At 62.2% G+C, this 25074-nt stretch carries 22 protein-coding genes; 15 read left to right on the forward strand and 7 right to left on the reverse strand.

All coding sequences use genetic code 11. The features are described 5' to 3' along the window. Positions 1 to 8 precede the first annotated feature (8 nt). The 6 genes from AV929_RS18780 (at position 9) to AV929_RS18805 (ending at position 5987) form a co-directional block, all read left to right on the forward strand. Positions 9 to 1178, forward strand: a complete 1170-nt coding sequence (locus AV929_RS18780; RefSeq protein WP_014031205.1) for a mandelate racemase/muconate lactonizing enzyme family protein — start codon at positions 9 to 11, stop codon at positions 1176 to 1178. Positions 1179 to 1227: 49 nt separating this feature from the next. Next, positions 1228 to 2070: an SDR family NAD(P)-dependent oxidoreductase gene (locus AV929_RS18785; protein WP_050038446.1), complete on the forward strand. Its 843-nt coding sequence runs from the start codon at positions 1228 to 1230 to the stop codon at positions 2068 to 2070. A gap of 10 nt (positions 2071 to 2080) precedes the next feature. Then, a complete protein-coding gene (locus AV929_RS18790; protein ID WP_014031207.1) occupies positions 2081 to 2455 on the forward strand; it encodes a Rid family detoxifying hydrolase in 375 nt (124 codons plus the stop codon). A 1-nt stretch (position 2456) separates the two neighbouring features. Further along, positions 2457 to 3095 (forward strand): HAD family phosphatase, encoded by a 639-nt coding sequence (locus tag AV929_RS18795; RefSeq protein WP_064288993.1) that lies wholly within the window; start codon positions 2457 to 2459, stop codon positions 3093 to 3095. 322 nt (positions 3096 to 3417) lie between these two features. Then, positions 3418 to 4350: a DMT family transporter gene (locus tag AV929_RS18800; protein ID WP_014031209.1), complete on the forward strand. Its 933-nt coding sequence runs from the start codon at positions 3418 to 3420 to the stop codon at positions 4348 to 4350. 332 nt (positions 4351 to 4682) lie between these two features. Next, a complete protein-coding gene (locus AV929_RS18805; RefSeq protein WP_014031210.1) occupies positions 4683 to 5987 on the forward strand; it encodes a dicarboxylate/amino acid:cation symporter in 1305 nt (434 codons plus the stop codon). Between the two features lie 202 nt (positions 5988 to 6189). Here the strand turns inward: AV929_RS18805 and epsC are convergent, their stop codons facing one another. Beyond that, a complete protein-coding gene (gene epsC, locus AV929_RS18810) occupies positions 6190 to 7053 on the reverse strand; it encodes a serine O-acetyltransferase EpsC (RefSeq protein ID WP_064288994.1) in 864 nt (287 codons plus the stop codon). A gap of 151 nt (positions 7054 to 7204) precedes the next feature. Here epsC and AV929_RS18815 point away from each other — a divergent pair, with 151 nt between their 5' ends. Continuing rightward, positions 7205 to 7405, forward strand: a complete 201-nt coding sequence (locus AV929_RS18815; protein ID WP_050006944.1) for a hypothetical protein — start codon at positions 7205 to 7207, stop codon at positions 7403 to 7405. Between the two features lie 42 nt (positions 7406 to 7447). Here AV929_RS18815 and AV929_RS18820 read toward each other — a convergent pair whose 3' ends face one another. Beyond that, on the reverse strand, positions 7448 to 8341 hold the full coding sequence (locus AV929_RS18820; RefSeq protein ID WP_064288995.1) for a bifunctional methylenetetrahydrofolate dehydrogenase/methenyltetrahydrofolate cyclohydrolase: 894 nt from the start codon (positions 8339 to 8341) through the stop codon (positions 7448 to 7450). Positions 8342 to 8752: 411 nt separating this feature from the next. On the opposite strand from AV929_RS18820, the gene AV929_RS18825 reads away from it, so the two are divergent. Together AV929_RS18825 and AV929_RS18830 are read left to right on the forward strand one after the other, a co-directional pair. Further along, complete coding sequence (locus AV929_RS18825; RefSeq protein WP_050038469.1) at positions 8753 to 10264, forward strand: anthranilate synthase component I family protein; 1512 nt, start codon at positions 8753 to 8755, stop codon at positions 10262 to 10264. Then, positions 10261 to 10833 carry an aminodeoxychorismate/anthranilate synthase component II gene (locus AV929_RS18830; RefSeq protein ID WP_014031214.1) on the forward strand — a complete coding sequence of 191 codons (573 nt, stop codon included), beginning with the start codon at positions 10261 to 10263 and terminating at the stop codon, positions 10831 to 10833. Before AV929_RS18825 ends, AV929_RS18830 begins: the two co-directional genes overlap by 4 nt. Before the next feature lie 18 nt (positions 10834 to 10851). Here AV929_RS18830 and AV929_RS18835 read toward each other — a convergent pair whose 3' ends face one another. Then, positions 10852 to 12708 (reverse strand): BCCT family transporter, encoded by a 1857-nt coding sequence (locus AV929_RS18835; protein WP_064288996.1) that lies wholly within the window; start codon positions 12706 to 12708, stop codon positions 10852 to 10854. A gap of 89 nt (positions 12709 to 12797) precedes the next feature. Continuing rightward, positions 12798 to 14045 carry an NAD-binding protein gene (locus tag AV929_RS18840; RefSeq protein ID WP_064288997.1) on the reverse strand — a complete coding sequence of 416 codons (1248 nt, stop codon included), beginning with the start codon at positions 14043 to 14045 and terminating at the stop codon, positions 12798 to 12800. Between the two features lie 172 nt (positions 14046 to 14217). Here AV929_RS18840 and AV929_RS18845 point away from each other — a divergent pair, with 172 nt between their 5' ends. After that, entirely contained in the window at positions 14218 to 14628 is a 411-nt protein-coding gene (locus AV929_RS18845) for an EamA family transporter (RefSeq protein WP_004966000.1), read from the forward strand. Positions 14629 to 14718: 90 nt separating this feature from the next. Then, positions 14719 to 15099, forward strand: a complete 381-nt coding sequence (locus tag AV929_RS18850) for a Rid family detoxifying hydrolase (protein WP_007190568.1) — start codon at positions 14719 to 14721, stop codon at positions 15097 to 15099. A gap of 21 nt (positions 15100 to 15120) precedes the next feature. On the opposite strand, the gene AV929_RS18855 is transcribed toward AV929_RS18850, so the two are convergent. After that, the gene (locus AV929_RS18855) at positions 15121 to 15390 is read right to left on the reverse strand and encodes a hypothetical protein (RefSeq protein ID WP_011222717.1); all 270 of its coding nucleotides are present in this window, start codon (positions 15388 to 15390) and stop codon (positions 15121 to 15123) included. Positions 15391 to 15568: 178 nt separating this feature from the next. On the opposite strand from AV929_RS18855, the gene AV929_RS18860 reads away from it, so the two are divergent. Continuing rightward, the gene (locus AV929_RS18860; protein ID WP_064288998.1) at positions 15569 to 17092 is read left to right on the forward strand and encodes an NADH-ubiquinone oxidoreductase-F iron-sulfur binding region domain-containing protein; all 1524 of its coding nucleotides are present in this window, start codon (positions 15569 to 15571) and stop codon (positions 17090 to 17092) included. After that, positions 17089 to 20400 carry a formate dehydrogenase subunit alpha gene (gene fdhF / locus AV929_RS18865; RefSeq protein WP_064288999.1) on the forward strand — a complete coding sequence of 1104 codons (3312 nt, stop codon included), beginning with the start codon at positions 17089 to 17091 and terminating at the stop codon, positions 20398 to 20400. The genes AV929_RS18860 and fdhF overlap by 4 nt, the downstream gene beginning before the upstream one ends. 240 nt (positions 20401 to 20640) lie before the next feature. On the opposite strand, the gene AV929_RS18870 is transcribed toward fdhF, so the two are convergent. After that, entirely contained in the window at positions 20641 to 21372 is a 732-nt protein-coding gene (locus AV929_RS18870; RefSeq protein WP_064289000.1) for a creatininase family protein, read from the reverse strand. Between the two features lie 204 nt (positions 21373 to 21576). Continuing rightward, complete coding sequence (locus AV929_RS18875) at positions 21577 to 22428, reverse strand: type II CAAX prenyl endopeptidase Rce1 family protein (RefSeq protein ID WP_064289119.1); 852 nt, start codon at positions 22426 to 22428, stop codon at positions 21577 to 21579. A 561-nt stretch (positions 22429 to 22989) separates the two neighbouring features. Here AV929_RS18875 and AV929_RS18880 point away from each other — a divergent pair. Together AV929_RS18880 and AV929_RS18885 are read left to right on the forward strand one after the other, a co-directional pair. After that, on the forward strand, positions 22990 to 24291 hold the full coding sequence (locus tag AV929_RS18880; protein WP_064289001.1) for a S8 family serine peptidase: 1302 nt from the start codon (positions 22990 to 22992) through the stop codon (positions 24289 to 24291). Between the two features lie 64 nt (positions 24292 to 24355). Beyond that, positions 24356 to 24973, forward strand: coding sequence for a helix-turn-helix domain-containing protein (locus tag AV929_RS18885; protein ID WP_014031224.1), 618 nt, complete (start codon positions 24356 to 24358; stop codon positions 24971 to 24973). The last annotated feature ends 101 nt before the right edge of the window (positions 24974 to 25074 follow it).

The raw sequence follows: 25074 nt of genomic DNA on the forward strand, positions 1-25074 counted from the left end.
AGGGATGCATGGAGATAACCGGCGTGTCAGCGGTCACTGTAGATGTACCGTTGGCCGACTTGGATGAACATCTCGGTATCGGGCCGTACGTGACAAATCACGGGAAACTACACTCGATGGAACGCGTGCTCGTCCGTGTCGACACAGATGAGGGGATTAGCGGTTGGGGAGAGATGCGCGTCTTCCTGTCACCGGCGGCCACTGAATCCATTATCGAAGACGGCGTTGGCCCGATGATCGAGGGCCAGTCGCCGTTCGAAATCGAGCGGCTCCGACGACAGGTGTTCGTCGAGTACACGAACGTAGATATGTTCTTTGCGGCGGTCGAAACAGCCTGCTGGGACATCGTCGGCAAAGCCCTCGACAGACCGGTATACGAACTTCTCGGCGGGTGGACGGCACCGACACAGGGCACTCAGCAACACCGGCAAACCGTCGATGGCAACAGTACTGCACCGACGGCTGTCCCCGTTGCGTTCTGTCTTGGTATCCTCTCGCCCGAGGAGTCCCGTATCAAGGCCCGAGAAGCGCTCGAAGCCGGCTTCACTGTCCTCAAAACGAAGGCGGGTCGGGACTGGCGACAGGACGTCGAGCGAATCAAAGCGATGCACGATGAAGTCGACGGCCAGCTAGAGTTCCGGCTCGACCCGAACCAGGGCTGGACGCTCGACCAAGCAGTTCGGGTCGGCGCGATGCTCGAAGACGCTGGAATCTACCTGCAGTACATGGAGCAGCCGATTCGAGTCGACTCACACAGGTCGCTTGCCCGACTCCGGCAACGACTCCGCCAGCCTATCGCGCCGAATGAGGATACGTACATCTCGCATAATCTGCAATCGCTCGTCGAAGCCGGCGCGATGGACGTCGGCGTTATCGACCTGACTCCGGCCGGCGGCATCAGTGGTATTCGACAGCAGGCCGCCATCCTCGAAGACGCCGGTGTTCCCTTTACGCACCACTGTGCGTTCGATCTGGGGATTCGAACCGCGGCGATCCTCCACGCGTTCACCGGCATCCCGGGCTTTTCGTTGCCCCCGGATTCGACGTACTACGGCTGGGAGGCAGACGTCATCGAGGCTCCGTTCGAAGTCAGCGACGGCTGCCTCCCCGCCCCGGAGGGACCCGGTCTGGGCATCAGTATCGACGTGGACACCGTCGAGGAGTATCGAATCACATGAGCGGCGGAGAGCAACTTTCAAGAGGGCAGCTTACGTGGGTGTCGGTGTCATGGTAGAGTTATCATTAGCGGACCGGCCAGCCATTGTGACTGGAGCGTCGCGAGGTATCGGGCGCGAGATCGCGGCCCGGTTCGCCGAAGCGGGTGGCGACGTCGTCGTCTGCTCGCGCACTTACGAGGACGTCGAAGCGGTTGCGACGGAGTTGACCGACACACACGATGGCCGCGTTGTTCCGGTCGAATGTGACGTCACAGACCGGGCGGCGGTACAGGACCTCGTCGACACGACCATCGAGGAGTTCGGGGACGTTCGGGTGCTCGTGAACAACGCTGGCGGCGCAGACGAGTCCGCCAATCTGTTGCACCGGTGTGACGAGGACACCTTCGAGTCGATGCTCGACCTGAACCTGAAAAGCCAGTTCCTCCTGAGCAAAGAGGTACTGCCAGCGATGGTCGCCGCTGGCGGTGGGTCGATAATCCATATGGGCTCAGTCAACGGCCTGTTCGGTATCGGGCTCTCCGGCTACTCCGAGGCGAAAAGTGGACTGCTGGCCCTCTCCCGGAACATTGCCGCCCACTACGGTCAGCACGGAATCCGCTCGAACGTTATTTCGGCGGCGACCATCGAAACAGCGAACAGGCGGGCAGAGATGGAAAACACGGAGGAACGGACCGGTGAGACGAGCGCACGGGAGCGCTGGCTCGACCAGTACCCACTCGGTCGGTTCGGCACACCGCGGGAAGTCGCAGATACGACCCTGTTCCTTGCCTCCGACCTGTCGAGTTTCGTTACCGGTGAGAATCTGGTGCTCGACGGCGGATTGACGACGAGCCTGCCGACATCGTTCATCAACGAAGTCTACGACGCAGACGACCAGCCGACAACCAATTGACTCACGACCCATGGAAGAACTAACAACTGACGACGCCCCCGATAGTATCGGCCCGTACTCGCAAGGAATCGCTAGCGGTGACCGCATTTACGTTTCCGGTCAGGGACCGGTCGACCCGGATACCGGCGAGGTAATCCAGGGCACGCCCGCCGAACAGACTCGGCGCACACTCCGGAACGTAGCTGCTGTTCTGGATGCCGGTGACGCTTCACTCGACGATGTGGTGAAAGCGACGGTTTTCGTGAAGGATATGCGGTACTACGACGAGGTGAACGAAGTGTACGGTGAGCTCATGTCACCCCCCTATCCCGCTCGCAGCGCTGTGGAGGTAGTTAAACTACCAGTGGACATCGACGTCGAGATAGAAGTTATCGCGGAACGGTAGTATGTCGCATCTAGTAGTGTTCGACCTCGATGGGACACTCACTCGACAGCGGGGTGGGTTCGAGCTGTTGCACACACTCTACGGAACGACACCCGCGGCCGATACACTGATGGAGCGGTTCGAGGCCGGTCAGATTACGTTCGCGGAGTGGTGTCGAGGCGCGGTCGACGTGTGGCGTGCGAACGATATCACCAGAGCAGATATCACCCGTGCGACCCGGGCCGTCAAGCCGAAAGCGGGTGCCGTCGACCTCCTCGAGCACCTCCAGCATACGGATATCCGATTCGGCATTCTCAGTGCCGGCGTTGCAAACCTCGCGACGCAGTTCGAGCAGTACGAGCCAGCGTTCGTTCGCGGAAACTGGCTTCGGTTCGAAGATGGCCGGATTTCGGGTATCGATGTCGGTGTCGGGCCCGACCAGAAAGGAGAACTACTGAGAGAGATCCGAATCAAGCAGAACCCTTCGTCAATCACCTATATCGGCGATTCACACACTGATACGGAGGCGTTCGTCGAGGCAGATACCGCGGTGTTGTTCGACCCGGACGAACGCATTCCCGAGACAGCAATCGACGAAGCGGATACAATCGTAGAGAGTGCGGACATACGAGAGGTTCAAAACCTCATCCCGAGAATTTAGCCTCGTAATCTCCAAATGAGGGTGTATATTTCCAAGTGAGTATATTGTCCCAGTGTCTTTACAATATATGCTTTCAAAACCATCTTTTCCTCGTTCAGATAGTAGAGAGTATATCCAGACACCCGTCCTCAAAGAGACGTAGCGTTCGGTGTGAGAGTTGGCCCACTGTCGAAGTAACGTACTGACTCCGGCCGGTATTACCCATCAGATCCGATGTAGCCGTCAGCTCTGCGTCAAGTGTTCGCTGGCGCAGTGGCAACATCTAGCAATTTGCAACGGGCTTCGACGGCCCTTTTACCGTCGGGAGGTGACCGACAACTGAATGAGTCGCTATCGAACGACCGGTTGCTTTCTCCTCCTGGCTGCAATCTGGGGTACTGCCTTCATGGCGACAGACGTCGGCCTCGCCGACCTGCCGCCGGTACCGTTCGCCGCCGCCCGCTTCGACATCGCCTCCGTCCTCCTGTTCGCCGCGTTAGCCGTTACAGGGTCGCTAGAACGACCGCAAACGCGCGATGACTACGTGTACGTCGTCGTCGGCGGTGCGCTTATGATCGGAGTCCACCACGTATTCTTGTTCACCGGGCAGCAGTACGTCACCGGGGCTGTCGCCGCCGTCCTGCTCGGTCTCGTCCCCGTCGTGACGCCCGCGCTGACGAAGCTCGCGTCCAGCGATGACACGTTCACCGCGAATACCGGTGTCGGCGTAGTACTCGGGTTCGTCGGCGTCATCGTCATCGCTGACCCCGACCCGGCGAATCTCCTCAGCAGCACTATCGGGATCGCGCTCGTGTTCGCGTCGGCGCTGGCGTTTGCTATCCCGGCCGTCGTCACGCACGACACCAGTCCGTCGATGTCGTTTCTGGCCACACAGGCGTGGTTGATGGCTATCGGGGCCGTTGTCCTCCATGTCACCGTGCTCGCGCTCCCCGGACAGTCGTTTGCAGACGCATCGTGGACGCTGTCCGCGTTTGCGGCGCTACTGTATTTGGCCGTCGTCGCCGGTATCGGCGGTTTCCTGCTGTACTTCCGGCTACTTGACCAGCTGGGTCCTATCGAGATGAGCTTCATCGAGTACGTGATTCCGCTGTTCGCCGCGCTCGCCGGCTGGCTCGTGCTTGACCAGCAGGTCACACTCGCGACCGTTGGTGGGTTCGCGTGCATCCTCATGGGATTCATCGCAGCGAAGTGGGCGACGTTGCGAGCGGAACTGCGTCGGGTCGTCGAACCGAAAACCAGCCCCCCGGCGGACTGAATGGAGTCAGGGGTCGCAGGCCGTCACTGCTTGAACGGAGTCCGAAGGCAGTCACTGAGTGGGCCACCCTGATGGGTTCGAGAAAATAAACAGCGAAGCTGGAAACGGCAATAATGACCGTCAGGCAGGAGTGACAGCGGCCTCGGGTTTCTGAAAACAAGCGGACTACAGCCGCTATTTTGTTATCTTTTCAGTGGATCGGCGACAGGACTTGTTATGTACCGACAAATCCGTCTGCAAACGGGATCTTGTAAGCGAAGCCCGCATCATAGCCGCGTGCACATACTGGCGGGGCTGACGGGTTTTTATAAGACTACCCGTTGCTGTATACTATGCTACAACCCATTCACACGCTATGGAGCCGGTATCGATCTATCCCACTCATCTGGCGTATCTTCGTCGCCTTCATACTGGGTGCAGGTGCCGGTATCGCGTTCGGGGAGCAGATGGCCGTGGTCAGACCAGTGGGCGACCTCTTCCTTCGGCTGCTCAATATGCTGGTCATCCCGATCATCGTCTTCACACTGCTGACCGGGATTCGACAGCTCTCCCCCGCGAAGCTTGGGAGGATCGGCGGTGCGACAGTCGGGCTCTACGCCCTGACGACGACCCTCGCAGGCATCATTGGCCTTGCGGTTGCGAACGTGCTTCAGCCGGGCCGTGGCCTCGAATTCGGCGGCGGTGAAGCGCAATCGAAAGCACCGCCGTCGTTGCTGGATGTCGTTCTCGGAATCGTGCCGAACAATCCGGTCGCGGCGCTCGCGGAGGGGAATCTGCTGGCGACGGTTTTCTTCGTCATCGTATTCGGAATCGCGCTGACGTACGTCCGCTCCCAGCAAGACGCGCTCGCGGATAGCGTCGATTCGGTGTTCGAAGCGTTTGAGGTTGGTGCTGAAGCGATGTTTGTCATCGTTCGGGGAGTCCTCGAATTCGGTGTGCTCGGCGTGTTCGCGCTGATGGCGTCCGGAATCGGCACTGAAGGGATCGGCCTGTTCTCCTCACTGGGCGAACTCGTGTTGGCAGTCACTATCGCAATCGTCATTCACATCGGCTTCACCTATCTCGTTCTCTTGATGGGCGTGGTTGCCGACGTGTCGCCGATTGCGTTCCTCAGCGGGGCGAAAGACGCGATGGTGACCGCGTTCGCGACTCGGTCCTCGAGCGGAACGCTCCCTGTCACGATGCGCAATGCGGACGAAGACCTGCAGATCGCCGAGCGGGTGTATTCGTTCACCCTCCCAGTCGGTGCGACGGCGAACATGGACGGGGCCGCCATCCGGCAGGCAGTCACCGTGATGTTCGCCGCGAACGTCGTCGGACAGCCACTGGTGCTCACTGAACAGGTCTTCGTCTTGATAGTGGCCGTCCTCATCAGCATCGGAACCGCCGGCGTTCCGGGAGCGGGCATCGTCATGCTCACCGTGATTCTCACACAGGTCGGCCTCCCGCTGGAGGTCGTCGGGTTCGTCGCTGGCGTCGACCCGATCCTCGGGCGGATTGCAACGATGAACAACGTCACCGGCGACCTCGCGGTTTCGACCGTCGTCGGGAAGTGGAACGACGGACTCGACCTAAATGAGGGCGTCTGGTCACGAAATCTGAGCGGCGTCGCCGAGTTCGTTCCCGGTGACGACTAGAGGACCACGGCGGTAGAGATTGAAACAGAAACTAATGCTGGTACAGTTGTTATCTTAACCTATAAGAGCCGAAATACTTCTGGCGGCTGAACTGACAACAGCAGTGTGAGCGATTTCCGGGCCGGTGACACCAGTCAGGCCCGTTTGTCCGACGAGTAGTGTAGTTTTGCGGTTTCAGAAACCGTGCGGTACCATCGCAGTGTTATTTGGTTCGTTTCCGTTCCTGTGTCGGGTGGTCAGTGACGTACACTTTCGTCTCGTCCGGAACGTCGTCGGTGACCCAGGAGTTCGCCCCGATGCTGACGTGGTCGCCGACGGTGATAGCGCCCAGAACTTTCGTGCCCGCGCCGATGACGACGTGGTCGCCGATGTCGGGGTGTCGTTTGTACCCCTTTTTCAGTCTGTGTTCGTCGCTCTCGTCGGCCTCGAAGTGGAGCGCGCCGAGCGTTACGTCCTGATAGAGGCGTACCCACTCGCCGACGGTCGTGGTTTCACCGATGACGACACCGGTTCCATGGTCGATGAAGAAGTAGTCGCCGATTTCAGCGCCGGGGTGGATGTCGATACCGGTCTCAGTCTTGGCGTATTCGGTGAGTTCGCGAGCGTACTCGGAGGCCCCGGCCTCGTAGAGTGTGTGTGCGACCCGCTGTACGAGTATCGCCATGAAGCCCGGATAGGACCGGATTATCTCCATGTACGTCTTCGCCGCCGGATCGCCTTTGAACGCGGCCTCGACGTCTTTTTTGAGTCGCGCGCGAACCGCTGGGAGCTGATCGATGACGGCGTCGACTGTCTCGGCGGGGTCAGATCCGGCGTACGGTCTGATACCGGCAAAGAAGAGGCCACCAAGGGTGTCGAGACGGTCCAGCACGGCGAGTTCGTCCCGGACCAGTTCAGCGGCGTTCCAGCAGGTCGGGAAGAACAGTCGCTTGAGGATGTCGACTTCCGGCCGTCGGTGTTCCCGCCGCGGGAACTCCATCTGCGTCTGGGTCGGGAACGGCTCTTCATCGGCCCGGTACGCCGCGAAGAGTTTCTCGTGTGTGTCGCCCGTGTAACAGTAGTCCATATCGGATGGTTGGGCTGAACCATCTTAGTTTTGAAACAATAGTTGTCTTTTCCGCTATATGTTGTGTTCTCGCTGACGCTGTAGAATTGAAAACGAGCAGCATCCCACACTGAGAGGTAGCTATTTGATACTGGCTTGTCATCGAGTCTGTATGAACGGCGAGTGCTACTTCTGTCACGGCATCGTCTCCCCACCGGAGGAGGGCCACATCTGGCTGCGTGAGCACGACAGCCACGAGGTGTATATGCACGAACAGTGTGCTAGCGGCCACAACGTCATCGAAGAGGGACAGAATCCGGCCGGTGAACTCCTGATTACGTGCCCGGAATGTGGCGAAGTCGAAACCGTGTAGCAATCCACGCAGGTAGCCCGGCGGACTGCCAGCGCGCCCATCCTACGGGAGTGAAATATCGACGCCGGACTGCAGGCTGGCGGCTTTCACGGTGTTGTACATCAGCATCGCGATGGTGAGCGGGCCGACGCCGCCCGGGACCGGCGTGATGGCGTCTGCCTTCGCTTTGGCGCTCTCGAAGTCCACGTCCCCGACGAGTTCGTACCCCTTCTCCGTGTCAGCATCAACCCGGTTGATGCCCACATCAATAACTGTCGTACCCGCCGAGAGCATCGATCCGTCTATCATTTCCGGAACCCCGGCGGCGGCGATCACGATGTCGGCGTTGCGAGTCTTTTCGGCCAGGTCGTCAGTTCGGGAGTGACACACAGTTGTCGTCGCGTTTCCGCCCGGGCCGTACTGAATGAGCAGGTTCGCCATCGGCTTGCCGACGATGTCCGAGCGACCGACGACAACGGCGTCTTTCCCCTCCGTCTCCACACCAGTTTCGGCCAGTATCTTCTGTATTCCGTGGGGCGTACAGGGCTTGTATCGAGCATTGCCGGCGACGAGCCGGCCGACGTTTTCGGGATGGAACCCGTCGACGTCTTTCATTGGATCGATCCGCTCCAAGACGTCGCGCTTGGGAACGTGGTCGGGGACCGGCATCTGGACGAGAATTCCGTGGACGGCCGGGTCCGCGTTCAGCTCGTCGATGGTCGAAAACAGCGTCTCAGCCGGTTCGTCCGCGCTAATTTCGTAATGGAACCCCTCGATGCCGATCTCCTCACAGGCCTGTTGTTTCATCGAGACGTACGTTTCACTCGCGCCGTCGTCGCTCATCAACACCGTCGCCAGCCCTGGTGTGACACCCTCGCTGACGAGTGTGTCCGTGCACGCCGCGACGCCCGCTGTGATCTGGTCGCCGATTTCGTTGCCGTCGATTATTGTAGTCATTATTGCTGTGTTCGCTATCGGCCCGGGAGTCCCCGGTCAGGCGTCCGGAGTGGGAACCGCTGCTGGACGGTCGGCTGTCGGGGCTGGGCAAGCGTTCGATACTCGTCTCAACCCCCGCCGGAATAGTCGGCGATGGGGAATAATCCAGCCTTTGAAGTGACATCGGCTATTCGTCCAGCGTGCAACCACAAGCGGTCGACAATTCGACAGTATTTCGGGTAACGCTCATGCGTAGCACATTGTTGATGTAGAGGTGTCTTGCGATNNCTTCGGGATAACTGTATCAACAATCTCCTACGGAAGAGCGTTCGGGTAAAGGGGCGAGGTACCGAAGGTTTTTGTCCGAACCCGTGGTTGGTCTACACAACCATACCGGGAGGCATCGCCCTCTCATCCGGGAGCAACTGCACTATGAGTGAGATTCGGTTCAGCACCGACAGAGAATCGTTCATCGAAACCGCGAGGACCGCAGCGGACGGCGCTCGCGTGCCGGTCGAAGCGCGCGTCACAGTCCCTGACCCGTTCGAGGCGTATCGCCGCGCCCGGGACGGGAACACAGACGGCTTCTACCTCGAGACGACCGGCGGGCAATCCGGCTGGGGGTACTTCGGCGTCGATCCGGTCGAGCAAATCGAAGTCTCTGCGAGCGCGACGCCCGCACAGGACGGCGGGAGTCCGAGTATCGAGACCATCGACGAGCTACTCGACCGCGAACACCTAGAGCGCGGCGACTGTACGGTTCCGTACCCGTGTGGCGCGTTCGGCTGGCTTTCCTACGACGTGGCACGGGAACTGGAAGATATCCCAGAGACTACCGTTTCGGACGGCCTCCCACGGCTTCAGTTTGGCGTGTTCGACTGCATCGCCGCGTGGGAGGAGCCACACGACGGCGACGTCGAGATACATGTAACGGCCTGTCCCACCGTCAACGGGTCGCCTGAATCGGCATTCGAGCGTGGCCGGACGATGGCCCGAGAGCTAGCACAGGACGCCATCCACGGCGAGAAACACGTCCAGTCCCAGCCAACCGCTGCGAGTCAGGCCACGTTCGAGAGCGAGTGCGGCGAAGCAGCGTTCGCCGACCGCGTCCGGCAAATAAAACAGTACGTCAGGGACGGCGACACGTTCCAGACAAACGTCTCACACCGGCTGACCGCCCCGGCGGCCGTCCACCCAGTCGACACCTTCGACGCCGTCCGCCGGGTGAACCCGGCCCCGTATTCGGCCCTGCTCGAGTTCCCCGGCGTCGACCTCGTCAGCGCCAGCCCGGAACTGTTGCTGGACGTCGATGGCGACCAGTTGCTCACGGAGCCGATTGCCGGGACGCGCCCGCGAGGCGCGACGCCGTCCGAAGACGAGGACCTTGAGGCAGACCTCTGTAGCGACGAGAAGGAGCGGGCTGAACACGCCATGCTGGTCGACCTCGAACGCAACGACCTCGGCAAGGTCAGCGAGTATGGGTCCGTCGACGTCGCCGAGTACCGCCGCGTCGACCGGTATTCCGAGGTGATGCACCTCGTTTCCCTCATCGAAGGGGAGTTGCGCGACGCAGTGAGCATCGCCGACGCGGTCGCAGCCGTGTTCCCCGGTGGGACCATCACCGGCGCGCCGAAGCCGCGGACGATGGAGATTATCGACGAGGTGGAGCGGACCCGACGGGGGCCCTACACCGGCAGTATCGGGATGTTCGGTTTCGACGACCGTGCGACGCTGAACATCACGATCAGGACGCTGGTTCACTACGACAGCGAGTACCGCCTCCGCGTCGGGAGCGGCATCGTACACGACTCCGTTCCAGAGGCGGAGTACAGGGAGACACTGGACAAGGCCCGGGCGCTCGTTACTGCCGTCGACGAGGCGCTCGGCGAACAGGGGTCGTTCGCCGTCGAATCCGAGACCGAACCGATGGAGGGGATGCGATGATACTCATTATCGACAACTACGATTCCTTCGCCTACAATCTGGTCCAGTACGTCGGCGAGTTCGACGATGTCACGGTCCGCCGGAACGACGCTATCGATGTTGAGGGCATCCACGAACTCGACCCGGACGGCATCGTCGTCTCGCCGGGGCCCGGGACGCCCGCAGAGGCCGGCGTGTCCATCGACGTGTTCGCCGAGACAGAGTACCCGGCGCTTGGCGTCTGTCTGGGCCACCAGGCGCTCTGTGCGGCCCACGGGACTCCTGTCGGCCACGCGCCGAGCGTGGTCCACGGGAAGCCCTCGGAGGTCCGCCACGATGGAACGAGGCTATACGACGGGATCAACGACCCGTTCGAGGTCGGGCGGTATCACTCGCTGGCCGTTGAGGCGGCAGCGCTCCCGGACGAGCTGGAGGAGACGGCCTACACCAACGACGAGCAGGGCGTCGTGATGGGCGTCCAGCACGCCGAGAAACCACACATCGGCGTCCAGTTCCATCCGGAGAGCATCCTCACTGACGCCGGGAAACAGATCGTCGAGAACTTCTGTACCGGAATCGCCGAGGCCTGAAACCGCAGCGCCCGCGGTTTATTTCTTTTCTGGTGGGTCCACATCGTGATGCGTCTGAATGTCCGGCAGTTTCCTGACCGCACGTCTGACGAGGGATGTGTGGTCCTGTTCGTCCCGATACCATGTCACGGTCAGCCCACCGACCGCCACGAGCGATATCACGGCGAACGGGCCGCCGGTCAGAACGGCCAGCGCCTGTAGCGTCTCAGCGCCCCCGAGAAGCAACACCGAGACGGCGACCGCACCCTGAAAAACGCCCCAGAAGACGATATGCGTCGCCGACGGTGCCATCCCCCGTCGCGTCGCCAGCACTGAAACGACGAGCGTCGAGGTGTCCGCCGATGTGGCCATGAACACGATGATGAGTGCGAGAAACAGGAACATCAGGAGCTGTCCAAGCGGCAACGACGCGAACAGCGGGAACCCGGCAATGGCTTCCGAACCACCGCGTTGTGCGATAGCGGCGAGGATATCGGCCCGACCCGTCTGCTGGATGAACAGCGACGTGCCACCGAGCAGCAGGAACCAGACCATCGTCGCTGTCGAGGTCGCGACGACGCTCGTGAACACGACGGTTCTGACCCGGCGACCGCGGGAGAGTGCGGCGATGAACAGCCCTGCGAAGGGTGCCCACGAAAACCACCACGACCAGTTCCAGACGGTCCACGCCGCGACCCACTGCCCGCCCGTGTGGAGACTCAACGGCACGAACGCCACCACGTAGGTCCCGAGTGCCTGCGTCCCGCGCTGGAGGATGAACGACCGCGGACCGACGGCAACGATGAGGAGCGCGAACAGTCCGAACAGGACGATATTGAGGCCGGCGATGCGACGGATGCCACGGTGGATCCCAGTCGCGCTGGAGACAACAAATATCAGGGTCAAGCCGCCGACGAACAGGACCGGCCCGACCTCACCGGCTGCCACGTCCCACTGGTAATTGATCCCGGCGAGGAACTGCTCGCTCACGAGTGCGACCGAGGTGGCGATGCCCCCGATAGTGGCAAAAACGGCCAGCGTATCGACCAGTGTGGCCCAGGCCGAATCGAGCTCATCGACACCGAGCAAGGGGGCCAGCACTGTCGAGACCCGGAGCGGAGCGCCCCGCGTGAACGCGAAGTACGCTATCGGGACGCCGATGACAGCGTAGGCGCTCCAGGCCGAGACGCCCCAGTGAAAGAGGGTGTACACAAGCGCGCCGTTGACGGCGCCCGGCGACCCGGCTGCTGCCCCGATGTACGGCGGTGGCTGGTCGTAGTGAAACAGGGCCTCAGTGGGGCCCCAGAACACCAGTCCGGCCGCGATGCCGGCGGTGAAAACGAGCGTAAAGTATGTCGGATACGTGTAGCTTGGCTCCGTGTCCGGACCGCCGAGTTTGATTTCGCCCCAGGGCCCAAGCAACAGAAACAGACAGTAACAGACCGAGAGGAAGACCGCGGCGAGAAACAGCGGGCCGCCGCCGCGAAGGACTGTGGCAGCAGCGGCGTCGACGGCACCCGTCGTCCGGGCAGGGAATGCGATCTGGAGCCCGAAGAACGCGGCGAACACGAGCACCGGGAACGCGAGGATGGCTGGCTCGTGCTGTGTGAGGAACTCGCGGACGGCCCGCCTGATACTGGTCCGGCGGACACGGAGCAGGACATCGGCCGCGGCCGGCGCAGTGGCGTCTTCGGAGTAGGGAAGGAGCGCTATGTAACAGAGTCCCGAGCTGAAAAACACGAGAGCGATAGTCAGCCACGCCGGGCCGGTCACGGCTTCGCCGACGAGCGTCGGAAAGAAGAACCCCGCGAGCACGAGCGCCCCGGACGCGGCACACAGTGGCACGAGTAGCCGGCCGACAATCTCCGAAATGCCACTGGCGTCCGAGGTGGCCATACGTTGATATTCAGTATCGAATACATATATTACTATCCCACAGCGCGATGCAAGCCGGTCGACACCGTCGCTGGCGAGCGTCGGGACCGTTACTCTGTGGTGTCTCCGCTCTCCCCGTCATCGGCAACGATTCCGTCCAGTAGTGGTTCGCTCGACTCACGGCCCAGCACCGACTTTCCCAGAAGCCGTCCGCCGATAGAACGGGGGTTGATAACTTCGTCCGCCCCGACCGCGCGGAACTTCTCGACGTGTTTCTCGGCAGTCGCCGCTGCGACTGTGCGGATGTCAAGATTGACGTTCTTCGTCGCGATGACCGCAAGCACGTCGCGGGCATCGTCGTTACTCCCCACCACAACACCGCTTGCGGTCCCGACGCGTGCGTCCCTGAGGACATCCTCATCGGTGGGATCACCGGTGAGCAGATTCACGCCCTCGCCCTGCAGCGACGCGACCGTCTCCTCATCGGGGGTAACAACCACAACCTCCGTCTCGTCGCCCAGTTCCTCAAGCAGCGATGCCGTAACGTCTCCGTACCCAAGAACCACGACGTGGTCCTCGAGGAGTGTGAGTTCTGATGCTGTCATGACTCCGAACGCTGTCGCCATTCTGGATTCGATAGCGGGGCCAATGAGCGCGCCTACGGCGACGGTGAACGCGCCGGTTCCGAACAGGATGATAGAGAGCGAGAACCACCGTGCTTCCGCTGTCACAGGTGTGATATCGCCGTAACCAACCGTCGCGATTGTGACGACGACGTAGTACACGGCGTCGCCCCAACTGTCGAGTTCGAGGAACTGGCCTCGCAGCCCGTAGGCACCCACGGTCCCGTAGAGAACGACGCCAAAAATCGCCGACAGCGATGCGATCTGAATCGGCGAGAGGTCAAGAGACTGGTCGAACCGGTGACGGTTGCGGACCAGCAGCGGGTACGTGACCAGCGTCAGCAACAACAACGGGATATCAGTTGGCTGAAACGTGGTAAGCGGCAGTACTACCAAACCGAGAAGCACGACGGCCGCCACGCGCCACGCGAGTTGTTTGCGCCGCTGGAGCCCGACCGTCACGATGCCGAGGACGAACGCGAACAACACCCCACCGAACCTGACGAACGGTAGCGGAAGGTCGACGACGGCGGTCAGCGGGCCATTAAGTGCAAGCGACGCCTGACTCAGATTCGAAAGGCCGGTCACGAACGCCAGCAGCGCGACCGTCCCGGTCAGGACGACCGTCGGTTTTGCGCCGGATAGCTCGTCCCACTCGACGAACGGGACTCTGTCAGCCGGATAGAACACGTCCTCCAGCGTCCGGTCCGACGAGTCTTCTGGGACGTTAGCCATTAGCATACTTTTGTCGGAGTCAATATAAAAAACACGCGGCGAGCGGGCACCGAACTCAAGTCAGCGGGCCACATACGACCGAATCAATGCGTCGATTGCACGAGCATGGGTGTCGCCGTTCGCCAAGGACGCTTAGAGAGAGTTGGAGCCGACTCATCTGGAGGGCGGACAGATGAACGCCGCCGTCCTGTTCGGACTGGGAACGATGATAGCCTGGGGGTTCTGGATAGCGTTTGGCAACGTCGCGTCAAGTACAATGGACCCGGAGACCGCGGCGTTCGTGTCCTACGCCGCTGCAACGGTCGTCACCGGGATATACGTCGTTGTCTCAGACGCATCGTTCGTCGTCACGAACCGGGGGATGATGTTTGCCGGCGCGGCGGGCGTCGCGGCGGCCGTCGGCGTGGTCTCGACGTTCGTCGGCGTGACTGTGGGGCCCACGTCGATCGTGTCCACCATCGGCGGGATGTACTTCATCACTGCCGCAGTCATCGGCGTTATCGCGTTCGGGGAGTCCATGACGTTGACGAAAGCCGCCGGCATCGGTCTGGCGCTGATAGCGATTGTCGTCATCAATCAGTGACTGGACACAACTGGTTGGCTTTCGAGAACGTTGTGTGAGTGTCCCCCGTCACAGCAGGGGTTTATGAGATGGGGGCAGGTACGGCCGGATATGAAGCGCGTAGTCAGTACCGACGAAGCACCGGCCGCGGTCGGCGCGTACAGTCAGGCAACGTCGAACGGCGACCTCCTCATCACCGCCGGACAGCTCCCGCTAACGACAGACGGCGAACTCCTCGACGACGAGCCAGTCGCCGACCAGACGCGGCAGTGTCTTCACAATGTCGCGGCGATTCTGGAGTCAGAAGACCTCTCGCTGGACGACGTACTCAAGACAACCGTCTATCTCGACGACATCGACGACTTCGACTCGTTCAACGAGGCCTACAGCGAGTTTTTCGAATCGGAGCCACCGGCGCGGAGCGCCGTCGGCGTTGGTGCGGTCCCGAAAGGTGCAGCGGTCGAAATCGAAGCTATCGCGACCACCGAGTAGCGAGCGCGGCCGTTCCGTATCTTATCGCAACTCCATCTGTTCTGCTCGCTCTGCGGCGAGCGTCGTCAGTTCGTCGACGCTACTGTCCGAGCGGTCCGCGAGGACGCGAAGTAACATTCCGAGCTGTATGGCCGCTGCCTCGCGGAGTTCGGCCGCCTCCTCGGTGTCGTTACCGAAATAGTACTCGTGGCGGCCGTCCTCGTGGATAATGCCGGTGTACACCGAGCGCAGGTCGGCCTCGGTTATCGCGGCTGACGCCTCCGTCTTGACTTCCTCGAACCGTGGGTTCATGATTTCAATCGGGGGTAACGTCCCGCTGCCTCATTGTTTCAGCGGAACGACTCGGCCAGCGCTGTCCCATCAGTGTGTAAGCAAGTGATATGTTGTGTGGGTCGATGACGCCACTGCAACCAGTGGTCCCGGGACCGCTCGGCTGGGGTTTTTAATCGTTCAACACGAGGCACAGAGTATGACACGGGAAACCACGGCCCTCGCTCATTCGACCGCCGTCCGGGTGTCGACGGACGGCCGGTCACAGAACGGGGACCGGGTCCTCGCCGCGGCGCGGACGACGGCGGACTCGACACCGGTCGTCAGGACGGGACCGACGGGCATCACAGCAGCCACACCGCTAGTGATGGTTACACGTAGCGAACGGACAGCCTTCTACAGCGACCCGTCACCGGCGACCGTCCGTGACCTCATCGACGAACTGGAAGCGGGGACAGTACCGACAGCCGATGCGGACGCTGTCGTCGAGCACGACCCCGAAACGGCGTCGCTCCCCGCCCCGGAGCGTGGCCCGCTCTCAGTCGGCCGCCGCAACGTACTGGGCCCCTGTGGCTGGGTCGCCCCGCTTTCGCCGGCCGACTGGTCGTTCGTCTCGACCCAACGGACCGCCGACGTTGCAGCGGGAGCCGGGCTGCTGGGCCGCGGTCGCGGGGACGCCGCCGCTGACGAACCGGTCGCCGATACGTGGGAAACAGCCAGCGAAACCGACGGTGACCCAGTGGTCGTCTGTAACGCCAACGACGCCAGCGACCTCCCGACGGGCGACGACACGCTCCTGTCCGGCGCACCGATGGCAGTCCTCGACGGGATTGCGGCGGTCGCCGAGTACGTGGACGCTGGTGACGCTGTCGTCTATGTAAACGAGTCGCAGACGGACGTGCAAGCAGACCTCCGCGAGGCAATCGACGCAGCCGCCGACACCCTCCCTGTCGTTCCACAGTTGGTAGCCGGCCCGGACGAGTTCCGCGCCGGCGAGCCCACGGCGGCGCTCGAAGCACTGGAAGGGGCCGACCGCATCGAACCGCGGCTCCAGCCGCCATCACCGGCCAAACGAGGCCTGTACGGCCGCCCAACAGTCGTCCACACGCCGCGGACGTTTGCGCAAGTCCAGCAGGCCGTCGCCGAGCCCGGTAGCGTCGACGCTGACGCGGCGGACCCCGGGACGCGAATCGTAGCGGTCGCCGGCGACGTTGCGGACTCGGCGACAGTCGAACTCAGGTCGAGCGCAAGCCTCGCAGCGGTTCGCGAGGCGGTCGAGATGGACGGGTCGTTCAAAATGGCCTGTGTTGGCGGCGTCCTCGGCGGTGTCACGCGCAGTCTTGATATGGCACCGACCGCACAGTCGCTCCGGGCTGCCGGGCTCGGAACCAATGGCGTCGTCGAACTGTTCGACACCGGTCGATGTACCGTTGAAACGGTTGGGAAGCGGGCGCGGTTCGCATCGATGGAGAACAGCGGCCGGTGTGTGCCCGGCCGTGAGGGAACGAAGCAGCTCGCTGAACTGCTGCGCGACATATACGACGGCTCGTTCGAGAACGACAAGATACGTGAACTCGGTCGCGTGATGCGTCAGTCGAGTAACTGCCAGACCGGCGCGCACGCGCCGCGGCCAGTGACCACAGCCATCGACGAGTTCGAACCCGAGTTCCGCGCTCACACCGACGGCCACTGTCCCAGCGGCACCTGTACGGAGAAACTATGAGCACAGATAAATCGATTCCACGAGTTCCCGACCTGCACGACCCACAGCCTGAGACGCCAGTCACTCGCGAGTTCGAGACCGGAACCGCAAACGACCCCGACGTGGGTACCGATACGGACGACCCGACGACGCTCACTGTCGACGGCGAGCCGGTGACCGTCGCCCCGGGTTCGACTATCATCGACGCGCTACAGGACCTCGACGACGATATCGTCAGCGTCGACCCCGGCGCGGAGGGCGTCGAAGACGACGCCGACGTGCCAGCGCTGTGTTACTACGACCGCGATGGGGACTGCAGCGACGAGATCGGCCCGCGCAGCGAGTGTCGCACCTGCATGGTCGAGACCGACGAACACGGCCTCGTCCCGTCGTGTTCGTTCCCCGCCGAGGACGGCCTCACCGTCTCGACAGACACCCCTGACGCCGAGGAGGCCCGTAGCGTCAATCTCGACCTCGTGCTGTCGAACCACAACCTCCGGTGTACCACCTGCAACGGCAACGGCCGCTGTGAACTGCAGGACGCCGCCATCAGCGAGAGCGTCGATCACCCCCGCTACGGCGTCTTCGACGAGCGCGACCAGTACGAACCCATCGACGACACCTCCTCGTTCATCCAGATCGACCGTAACAAGTGCATCCTCTGTAACCGCTGTGTCGACGCCTGCAACGACGTGCAGGTCGAGGGCGTCCTCCGTATCGAGGGCCACGGCGAGGACACCCGTATCGGCTTCCAGTCCGACGCCGAAACCATGCACGACTCCGAATGTGTCTCATGTGGCCACTGCGCCACCGTCTGCCCCACTGGATCGCTGACAGAGAAGGGCATCGACGGCGCGGCGACGCTCCCGTTGCCCGGCTTTACCCAACGAAACTCCATCGGGAAAGTCATCGAGCACGAGGACGTCGAGACAATCGACGACACCACAGCACCGAATCGCGGATTCGAACCCGACGACCCGAGAGCGGCGAAGGGGAAGCAAGGCCTCGCCAGATTCGCGTCTGCGGCGAAACGGCGGGCCGGCGACATCGCCAAGGACTACGGGAAGAAGGCGTTCCTCGCCGGCGAACACACCGCCGAGAGCATCGCGGCGAACACGATGCCCGAGGGCCGACTGTTCGACATCGCCAGCGCGGTCAGCGACTACCGCCTCTCGAAAATCGACAAGCAGGAAACGACCTGCGGGTTCTGCGCCGTCGGCTGCCGGTTCGAGATGTGGGGCAAGGACGGCGACTCGCTCGGCGTCGTCCCGGTAGATGACCCTGACAACGCGCCCGCGAACAACTTCTCGACCTGCGTGAAAGGGAAGTTCGGCCACGAGTTCGCCAACAGCAAACAGCGGGTCACCGAGCCGCTGCTCCGCAACGACGACGGCGAACTCGAACCGACGACCTGGGAGGAGGCGCTCGATTATGTGGCCGAGCGCTTCACCGAGATTCAGGACCAGCACGGCATCGACTCGCTGGGCTGTCTGGCCTCCTCGAAGGGCAGCAACGAGGAGGCGTACCTCGTCCAGAAGTTCGCCCGGCAGGTCCTTGGCACGAAGAACATCGACAACTGCGCCCGGCTGTGTCACTCCTCGACAGTCGCCGCGCTCCAGCAGACGCTCGGCTACGGCGCGATGACCAACCGCATCAACGAGGATATCGGCGAGGCCGACGCCTACCTCATCAGCGGCTCCAACACCACGGAATCCCATCCGGTGCTCGCCACGCGCATCAAGCAGAACGTCCGGGAGGGGGCCGACCTCGTCGTGTTCGACCCGCGGAAAATCGGCATCGCCGAACACGCCGACCAGTACACCCGGACCAACCCCGGCTACGACGTGGCCTGGCTCAACGGCCTGATTCGGTACATCATCGAACACGACCTCCACGACGCGGACTTCATCGAACGCAACACGAGGAACTTCGAGGAAGTCAGGGAGAAAGTCCAGGCGTTCACGCCCGAGAAAGTCGAAGACCTGGCGGGCGTGTCGCCGGAAGAACTCGCCTCGGCGGCCGAGACACTCGCCGAGGCCGACAGCGTCGTCTTCGGCTGGGCGATGGGGATGACCCAGCAGAGCCACGGCACGGAGAACCTCATCGCGATGGCCGACCTCGCGCTCGTGCTGGGGCAGGTCGGCAAGCCGGGCGCCGGCCTCTCGCCGTTCCGCGGCCAGAACAACGTCCAGGGCGGGGGCGGCGACATGGGAACCCTGCCGGGGAGTCTGCCGGGCTATCAGAACCCGGCGGACGACGAGGTCGGCGAGAAGTTCGCCGACGCGTGGGGCGAGCGACCGCCCGAGGAACCCGGGCTCAAAGTGCCGGAGATGCTCGCCGAGGCCCACGCGGGGAACCTCCGCGGTATGTACGTGGTCGGCGAGAACCCGGCGCTCTCGGAGCCAGACATCCAGCACGCCGCCGAGGCCCTGGAAGACATGGAGTTCCTCGTCGTCCAGGACATCTTCATGACCGAAACGGCGGAGTACGCCGACGTGGTGCTCCCTGCGGCCACGTCGCCGGAGAAACACGGCACGTTCACCAACACTGAGCGACGCATCCAGCGGGTCCGGCCCACGTCTGAGCCGCCGGGCGAGGCCCGCCAGGACTGGGAAATCACGCAGGCGCTGGCTCGACGGCTGGGCTACGACTGGGACTACGACCACCCGCGGGAGGTCATGGACGAGATCAACTCGCTCGCGCCAATCTACGGCGGTGTCACCTACGACCGGCTCGAATCCGGCGAGGAACACGGCCTGCAGTGGCCCTGCTGGGACGAGGGCCACGAGGGCACGCCGTATCTCTATGATTACGAGGACGGCAATTTCAATTTCGAGGACGGCAAAGCCCGCTTCGTTCCGGCCGACGGCGGGCACCCCGGCGAAATTCCCGACGAGGAGTACCCGCTGACGCTCACTTCGGGTCGGGTGCTGTATCACTGGCACACGGGCCAGATCACCCGCCGCGTCGAGGGGCTGATGAGCCACGTCGGCGAGAGCTTCGTCGAAGTACATCCCGAGACGGCCGAGAAGCTCGGCATCGCCGACGGCGAGTACGTCCGCGTCGAGTCCCGGCGGGGCGATATCGTCGTCAAGGCACAGGTCACCGACCGCGTCGGCCCGGGGACGCTGTTCATCCCGATGCACTTCGCAGCTGGCGCGGTCAACAAGCTTACCGGCGAGACGTTCGACCCGACCGCCGGCATCCCCGAGTACAAAGTGTCGAGCGTCCGCGTGGAAGTCCTGGGACCGGAAACGGACGAAGCGGTGCTCCGGACGCCAGACGCCGGTGGGAAACAGATCCGGAAGCGAGGGGCGGGCGACGACTGAACCGGGGCGTCCGCTTCCAGCCAATACGTGGAATCATGAGCTGTCCCACAAGATACACCAACATATTTTGCATATACAACCATATCTGATTATGATCTAACTATAAATACTAGATTTGAACATATATTTAGCCATACTAACGACATCATAGACTTTTGACTGGGAAACGTGTGTGAACTCTGTTGAAGACTGACCAAATAGTGTGATTTTAATATAAGCTGTCTGCTCTTGGCTCAGCTCTCACTCGCGCGGTCCGGCCGGTCGGTCCGCGATCTCATCGAGGAGGTCGACGAGAGACTCGGTCGCCAGCTCCAGCAGCGTCTCCCCGCGTTCGGCGCTCCCCTCGCGCGGGTCACCGACGACACCGTTTTCGGTGAACTCGTCTGAATCGAACGCGAGGTTGACGCCGCTTTGCCACTCCCCCCAGCCGTCGCTGCCACCGGCCGCCGCCTCGTCCAGTCGGTCTTCGTGGACTGTTTCGGTATTCGTGTGCTGGAGGAGCGAGGTTTCCAGCGGCCCACCGTGGCCCATATCGGTGCTGTGGTCGCCGACCGCGTTGAACCATGTGAACGGAACGGCGAAGGCCTCGTCGTGGCGGGTTATCTTGCCGGACACTTCCCGCAAGGCGTCGATGTTGCCGCCGTGGCCGTTGACCAGCACCACATGGTCCCAGCCGTGGCTGGCGAGGCTCCGGACGATGTCACGGACGTAGGACCGAAACGTCGATTCGGAGGTCCACAGCGTGCCGGTGAACGCCCGGTGCTCCTCGGCGACGCCGACGGGGACTGCCGGTGCGACAACGACGTGGTCGTCGTACTGCTCGGCACCGTGTTCAGCAACTGCCTCGGCGTTGAGCGTGTCCGTCCCGAGCGGCGCGTGTGGTCCGTGTTGCTCCGTGCTCCCGACGGGAAGCAGCGCCAGGCTCGTCTCGACAGCCGCCATATCTGTCCAGGTTTCCGTCTGTAGATCCATGGTCACGTCTCTGTACGAAGCGGAAATAAAGCCCAGTCTCTCTCCGCCTGTTACGGTTGGTTGCCATCTACACAAAGTGGAACACGTACGGCCCGGACCACACCTCAACTGCGGAGCGACTGCTCATACTGCCGGCTGTAACTATTTCAAGAGATTCGCCACCCCGAAGTGGCGAGATTCTTCACAGACGTACAGCCGGCAGTATCAGTCCCCGGTCGAGGCAGGGTTGTTCCGCCGTGACCAGATCAGCGGTGTCCCGCCGGATTCGACCACCCGAACAGTCAGATAGACAAGCGAGACGATGGCGGCATACTCGATCACACTCGCTACCAGATGTAGCTCGGTCGGGATATGCACCGATACGATTACCGGCGGCTGATTCATCGATGCATGGAACAGGGCGACGAGCCAGAGGTTGCCCGTCAGTGCGTATACGCTCCCGTAAGCGAGTCCCATGAGCGTCAGTCCGAGGAGTCTGGCTGCCAGCATGGAACCGACGCCGTGCCCCGATGCGAGAAACCACCGCGGGAGATGAAACAGGGCAAATAGGACTGCGACGAGGCCGATACCAGCCAGCACCGCACGCCGAGTCGTCCCGCCGGCCAGCCTCGTGAATTTCTCCTGCAGGTACGTGCGAAAGAGGAGTTCTTCCGGGATCGCAGTGAACAGAAGCGAACTGAAAAGCGCCGCGAGATACAGCAGCGGGTGGGCAGCGGTTCTCGACAGCGAGGCGTCGAACCCGGAGATCCCACCCACCGCGAGGGCGACCGCAACAAGGTTGTACAGTCCCCAGAACGCGATGACCACCCCGATCACGGGTATCAGTGTGCGAACAGGCGGGAGCAGAGAGCGCGGTGAGACGGTCTCAATTCTGAGCGCACCAACGGTGAGTGCGACGAGGAAGACACCCCAGAGCATTCCCAAGACGGGCGGCGGCGATGCGCCGGGGGAGATGATCACCAGTCCGGAGAGGACGACAATTACCAGGAGGTACGCTACAACGGGAACCAACGGCCCGCTGCTGAATCTCGGCAGGCCAATATCAGGGCACAATATCCAGTCGGAATCCGATGGCCGACCCAAAATTATCTTCCATCTCGCAGTCCGGTGCAAATCCGTCGACGACGAGTACCAAGGTGTGTGAATCGGCCACAACCCACAGCTCTCGACGTTTAAAACCAGTTTTTAGTCTCTGGTAGCTTTAGTATGCTCCCGACCGACGGGGCAAACGCCGGCGACCGCCTGAGACGGTTCCCGGCTGCCAGCGCCCTCCCCGTATGCCGCCGGTTTCCACGAATCGGAATCCATCCCAGTCCGGGTGTCCACACGGCAACGGGCACACCCCGCCCTCCCCGTTGTCGACTGCTCAATTAACAGTGCGTTGGTACTACAGTTGAGACCCACACCACAGACCGAAAGTAACCATGAAACGACGTGTATGCCGGTTATACTGTTGCTATGTGAATGTACGTGCGTCGGTTTTCACAGGCGACGTGTTCTACGATATGTATCACCGAGTGGCCGGACATCTCGGTACGGCACTCGATTCCCGGGCAGTGTTCGCTGAGAGGCCGGCGCCCCACATTCCGACGGGCGTATCGCGGCAGGTGGTCAGCAGTGCGTGATCGGACTGTTCTGCTACTGGCCGTCGTCGCAATCGTATCACTCACTGGTAGCATCGCAATGCTCGCAGTGGCAGGGCCAACAGACCCCCGTCCGGATAGGGCCGATGCCGCATCAGTATCGGTGTCGGACGGAGCAGCCGGCCGGTTCGCACGTCTCCACACGGCCGGGGTCACAGGTTCGAACGTCTCGGTCGGCATCGTCGATCCGACCGGATTCGATACGGAGTCAGAAACGATTGCCGGACAGGTCACCGAAACACGGAGCTTCGGCGGTGGGTCCGTAGACGACACACGGGAGGCACACGGAACCGCGACGGCCGCCGTCGTGTCGCGGACCGCACCGGACGCCGACCTCTATCTCGCCCGGGTCGATAGCGTCGACAGTTACCGACAGGCAGTCAACTGGCTCGTTCAAGCGGATGTCGACGTGATTGTCGCACCCGTTTCGTTCTACGGGCAGCCAGGCGATGGAACCGGACCGGTCGCCCGGAGTGCGACGCGAGCGACGGAGAGTGGGTCAGTGTTCATCGCCCCAGCCGGTAATCTCGCGCAATCCCACTGGTCGGGGCAGTACACGTCCGAGGACGTAAAGAATCGGACGGTCACGTTTACCAACGGGAGTCGGGAGAATTACGTTCGAGGCGGGACCGAAATCACGGTCTGGCTCTCGTGGGACCGGGGCCATGCAGACGAGGAGTACACAGTCGAACTGTACCGGACGAACGGAACCGACTCCCGTCTCGTCGCCCGCTCACAGCCCTACCGCGGTGACGATGTACCAAACGAGCGGATCGTTGCCGACGTCAGACCCGGCGACTACTATCTCGTCGTTCGAGGGCCAGCATCGCCGACTGGCGCGCGGCTCCGGCTCGTGTCACCGACGCACGACCTCCAGCACACGACGACTCGGAACAGCATTGTGGCTCCGGGCACGGCCCGGAAAGCCATCACTGTCGGGGCGTACAACAGCCGTATCGACCAGCTCGAACCGTTCAGTTCACGAGGCCCGACAGTCGATAACCGGGTCGGCGTCGACGTCGTGGCCCCGGACAGACAGTTCGCCGCCGCAGCACCTGACGGCTTCGTCGGCTCTTCGGCCGCAGTCCCCTACGTCGGTGGCACCGCAGCCTTGCTGCTGGATGCAAACGAGTCGCTGTCCCCCCGCGAAACCGAACACCTGCTGGAACGGACCACGAGAGACGTGGGACGACCGGGACTCGACAACGGAACCGGCCACGGGGCGGTCGAGCCAGTCCGCGCGGTCCGGGCTGCACAGAACCGTACTGATGGTTAAAACTCGTTTTAAGCCAGCCACAGACCTTTGATGAGTCCCGTATCATATATCCGACAGTGACGCCATGTCGAGCCCTATCGAAACGTTACAGGAGCGGACCGGGACAGCAGACGAATCACCGCGGGTACTCGGTGTTGCGGAGAACGAAACCGACGACGTTCTCGACGCGCTCGCATCGGACACCAGCCGGTCGCTGTTCCGCACGCTGTACGACGAGCCTGGAACGCCGTCCGAGATAGCGGACCGGTGTGACACGTCGGTCCAGAACGTCCACTACCACGTCTCGAATCTCGAAGACGCAGAGCTCATCGAACCGGTCGAGACGGTCTACTCCTCGAAGGGTAACGAGATGACCGTGTACGGTCCCGCAAGCGATCCGATTGTGCTCGTCGGCGATCGCGACCTGGAGCCGCGTCTCCAGCAGTCGATGGCTGATGTCGTCACTGGGCTGGGACTCATCGGCTTCGCGAGCCTCTTCGTCCAATGGGGCGCGGAGAAACTGGCGACCGCGACCGCAGGCGACGGGGTTTTGGCTCCGGCGAGTCCGAACGCAGGGCCGGTCAGTGGGACGAACGCTGTCGCTAGATTCGTTTTCGAGGTCATCGAACCGGGCCTGCTGTTTTTCTGCCTCTGTCTCACGGTGCTTGGTATAGCCGCCCTACTGGTTGACGGGCAAGCCTGAGCGAGTTCCGTAGCCGAGCCGACACTTCCGCTGCGGCGATCTGCGGGCAGGAAAGCATCGCTCACTGATCTAGCCCCAACGATAACGGTATAGTTTGGTCA

The organism is Haloarcula sp. K1 (assembly GCF_001647155.1).
Taxonomy (GTDB): Archaea; Halobacteriota; Halobacteria; order Halobacteriales; family Haloarculaceae; genus Haloarcula; species Haloarcula hispanica.